4 protein-coding genes and 1 pseudogene are annotated in these 4394 nt (G+C 34.9%); 3 read left to right on the forward strand and 2 right to left on the reverse strand.

The features are described from left to right. A pseudogene (locus ACH2BP_RS06980) lies at nt 1-235 on the reverse strand (BtuF-related (seleno)protein); the annotation flags it as partial. A gap of 203 nt (nt 236-438) precedes the next feature. Here ACH2BP_RS06980 and ACH2BP_RS06985 point away from each other — a divergent pair. The 3 genes from ACH2BP_RS06985 to ACH2BP_RS06995 are packed head-to-tail and all read left to right on the forward strand — an operon-like array spanning nt 439 to nt 3396. After that, nucleotides 439-1581: an ABC transporter substrate-binding protein gene (locus tag ACH2BP_RS06985; RefSeq protein WP_395058330.1), complete on the forward strand. Its 1143-nt coding sequence runs from the start codon at nt 439-441 to the stop codon at nt 1579-1581. Between the two features lies 1 nt (nt 1582). Continuing rightward, a complete protein-coding gene (locus tag ACH2BP_RS06990) occupies nt 1583-2614 on the forward strand; it encodes an iron chelate uptake ABC transporter family permease subunit (protein WP_395058332.1) in 1032 nt (343 codons plus the stop codon). Beyond that, on the forward strand, nt 2614-3396 hold the full coding sequence (locus ACH2BP_RS06995) for an ABC transporter ATP-binding protein (RefSeq protein WP_395058334.1): 783 nt from the start codon (nt 2614-2616) through the stop codon (nt 3394-3396). The genes ACH2BP_RS06990 and ACH2BP_RS06995 overlap by 1 nt, the downstream gene beginning before the upstream one ends. A 33-nt stretch (nt 3397-3429) precedes the next feature. On the opposite strand, the gene ACH2BP_RS07000 is transcribed toward ACH2BP_RS06995, so the two are convergent. Next, nucleotides 3430-4394, reverse strand: a 965-nt coding sequence (locus ACH2BP_RS07000; RefSeq protein WP_395058336.1) for a class I SAM-dependent methyltransferase, incomplete at its 5' end; no start/stop codon positions are given.

Genomic DNA, 4394 nt, shown 5'->3' on the forward strand with positions numbered 1-4394 from the left:
CAATCGATTCTAGTAAAGCATCGTCTATATAGTATAAACTTTTTCCTTCTGCCTTGGATTGCGATACAATTTGGTCTATTTCCTTGCTCGTGTGATTGGTATCTTCAAGATAGGAACGAACTACTTTTGGTTTATCCGAGTGGCATTCAAAAGTAACACCAACCAATTGATTTTCTAATCCCATTTCGTAAATCATAGAAGTGGCAGCAGGCAGAAAAGAACAAATTTTCATCATTGTAGTTATCAATTTAAGGTTCTTTTTACTTGCTTTTTTTTAAATAAAAACAGAAAAAAAACGAAGTACAAATATAAAGGTATGCAGCAAACTATTAGTATAAATCTTATTTTATGTTTTACACTTCCTACCTCATTTTAAAAATTTGATTCTGATTATAAAAAAATTATAATTTACCTTTGTCTTCAAATTTGCAAAAAATCATGAAAGGAAATACGCTGAAACTAACTTATTTTATATTGTTTTTAATGCTAATTGGATGCAAAAAAAACGAGCAAACTACAATCAAAACAGTAGTTACAACTGGGAATTCCATAACGTATTCAAAAAGCCTAGCTATCTTTAAACACGAAGGATATACAGTAGTAAAAGTTTCAAACCCTTGGCCTGAAGCAAATAAGGACTTCACTTATATACTAAAAGAAAAAAGCGGCAGCATTCCTGATAGCCTTCAAAAATACACAACAATTCCAATTCCTTTGGAATCTATTGTCGTTACCTCAACTACTAACATTCCTTTTTTGGAAATGCTAGGAGTTGAAAAATCACTGGTAGGCTTCCCTCACACCGATTATGTTTCTTCTGAAAAAACCAGAAAACTAATTGATGCCGGCGCAGTTAAAAACATAGGACAAAATGAAAAATTAAATATGGAGCAGCTCATTGAATTGGAGCCTAACTTAATTGTAACTTTTGGAGTTGACAACAACAATCCAATGCTTGACAATTTACAAAAAAGTGGTCTTAAAGTACTTATTCAAGCGGACTGGATGGAACAAACACCCCTAGGTAAAGCAGAATGGATTAAGCTTTACGGCGCTTTATTTGGAAAAGAAAAAGAAGCCAAAACGCTTTTTGACGAAATCGTTAAAAATTACAATAACGCCATACAATTGGTTGCAAATCAAAAACCAACAGCAACCGTTCTTTACGGATCAATGTACCAAGATCAATGGTATGTAGCACGAGGTAATAGCTGGGTAGCCCAATTTATGAAGGACGCCAAAGCAAATTATTTGTGGGCAAATGTTGCAGGAACAGGAAGCCTTAGTTTGCCTTTTGAAAAAATATTAGAGAAAGCAAAAACAGCGAAATATTGGATCGCAACAGGTTCTTTTAAAAGTAGTGCTGAATTCGAAAACAGTAATCCGCATTACAATCAGTTTGACGCTACAAAATCTAAAAATGTGTATACTTTTGAAAGTAAATTAGGTGCAACAGGAGGAACCATTTATTATGAATTAGCACCAAGCCGACCGGATTTAGTATTGAAAGATTACATTAAAATCTTCCATCCTGAACTGCTTCCAAATTATACTTTTACTTTTGCACAAAAACTAAACTAAATTGGCGAATCAAAAACGAAATACGATTCTATTTTTATTGCTTGCTTTGGGGCTAGTTCTATTGTTTTTTGTAAACATTAGTTTTGGTTCCATTACGATTCCTTTTAAAGAAATTTATACAAGTTTAACTGGTGGTCAAGCGAGTAAATCTACTTGGGAATATATCATTGTCAATTATCGTTTACCCAAAGCTATTACAGCAATTCTTGTTGGAATGGGATTATCTATAAGTGGTTTGTTGATGCAAACTTTGTTTCGGAATCCACTGGCCGGACCTTATGTTTTAGGATTGAGTTCGGGGGCTAGTTTAGGGGTTGCTTTTGTGATATTAGGAGCGGGTTTATTACCTCCTTTTTTAAGTACGATTTTGTTGTCTTCTTATGGAGTGGTTTTAGCATCAACTATAGGAAGTTCTGTTGTATTACTTGCCGTTTTAATGGTTTCCCAAAGGCTTCGCGATACAATGGCCATCTTAATTGTTGGGCTAATGTTTGGGAGTTTTACCAGTGCAATAGTAGGCGTGCTTACCTATTTTAGTTCGGCTGAACAATTACAAAAATTCACCTTTTGGTCCATGGGGAATTTAGGCAACTTATCGTGGTCATCCATATTAATTCTAACCGTTTGTGTCGGGATTGGTTTGTTATTAAGTCTGTTTAGCATCAAACCGCTAAACGCCTTATTATTGGGTGAAAATTACGCTCGCAGTTTAGGTTTGAATTTCAAGAAAACACGATTAATTATCATTTTTGCAACAAGCATTTTAGCAGGAAGTATTACGGCGTATGCAGGTCCAATTGCCTTTATAGGACTGGCAGTTCCTCATATTGCAAAATTAGTATTTCAAACCAGTAACCATTCGGTTTTGTATTGGAGTACGTTACTTTTAGGCGCATCGATTATGCTTATTTGTGATGTACTTTCAGAATTGCCCGGATTAGAAATTACTTTGCCAATCAATGCTGTGACTTCGATAATTGGTGCTCCCGTGGTTATCTGGTTATTGGTTAGAAAACGAAAAATGATTGCCTAATGGAAAACAGAATCATCTTACAAGCATCTCAAATCAGCATCGGTTATTCTCATAAAAAAGAGAAAATCGTAGTGGCTTCGGATATTTCTATTTCCTTAAAAAAAGGAAAACTGATTGCTTTAATTGGTGCCAATGGCATTGGAAAATCAACACTTTTAAAAACCATAACAGGAATCCAGAAACCACTTTCAGGTGCGGTTTTCTTAAATGAAAAGAAAATTACTGATTACGAACCTTTGGATTTAGCCCAAAACCTAAGTATTGTTTTAACCGAAAAATTACCTCCAAGTAATTTAACCGTTTTTGAACTCATTGCTTTAGGAAGACAACCATACACCAACTGGATGGGAACTTTATCTGACATTGATATTGTTAAAGTTAACGAAGCCATGGCATTGACACAAATCAGTCATTTAGCAACCAAAAAACACTATGAAATTAGTGACGGACAATTACAAAAAGTATTAATTGCACGAGCTTTAGCACAGGATACTCCGTTAATAATTCTTGATGAACCCACTACACATTTGGATTTATTGCATAAAGTAGCCTTATTCAAACTTTTGAAAAAGCTTACTCATGAAACTGGAAAATGCATTTTATTTTCTACTCATGATATTGACATGGCGATACAATTGAGTGACGAAATGATTATTATGACTCCTGAAACAGTGCTTCAAGACGAGCCTTGTAATTTTATTTCGAAAGGAAGTTTCAATACCTTGTTCAAAGACGAGCATATTGTTTTTGACGCTGAAAAAGGAAAGTTCATGATTGTATAGTTTCAACTTTTTACAATTAAGTGAAAAATCGTACTAACCATTCCCTTTCAATAAATTTATACTCACTGTTGCAAGATTTGAGTCCGGAAATCTCCTGAAAAAATTAGTATCCGGATATAATCCTGCTTCAGCAGCGATTTTGTGTAAAACGGGAATTTCAACGATGTATTGATCTGAAAAACCATGCGTGGCATCATAAGCTGTTGCCGCTGTTTTTCCTAAATTAGCAGCAGTCAAATTTGGAGCAATGGTATGCAATTCAATCATTAACAATCCAAATTTTCGAACGTAAGGCGACCATTTATTCAAATGTTCCAATAGATTATCTTCTACTAAATTATTACTGATCCGCTCTCCTCTATGCGCAAATGCGCCTGTTGAATAACTTACTCTATCTTTGGTAATTTGCTTTGGCATTTCCCAAATTCGGTTATGATCCAAGAAGGTTCTCACATTCAGTAAATCTTTCAAATCAATGTTATAATTTTCCAATAAATCATCGGCAAGAACATCAGGCCTTCCAATATCTCCCCAAATTACTTTGGCCCAAATATCGGCTTTGATTAAATTGGCTCGAGTTACTTTCAACGCTGCTTGATTGTAATCGGCACCAACAAGGAACAGAGGATAATCATCGAGCATTTTACCGCGAAGGGTTTGTCTTTCGATTACAGTATAAATATGTTCTATAAATGCTCCATTGCCACAACCCATATCGAGAATTCCTTTCGGCTGATCTTCTATTGGTAAATTGAATAATTTGATAATAATTTCATCTACTATTTTAAAATAAGTATCATGCGCACCTCCACTTCCCCAAACATTCATTTCTCGGTCAACATGAATTTCCTCTCCTCCTTCTGCTATATCTCGCAATACATTTGGATTACCAAAAAGCAAATCATCCATTTTACTGAAGGTAGGTAAATAGGAAACCGTCACTCCGTAAGCCGTGGCTCTTTTGGCAAAAAATAAACCAGTTTCGGTAAACTGATAAT

Origin of the sequence: Flavobacterium sp., assembly GCF_043756175.1 — a bacterium.
GTDB lineage: Bacteria > Bacteroidota > Bacteroidia > Flavobacteriales > Flavobacteriaceae > Flavobacterium.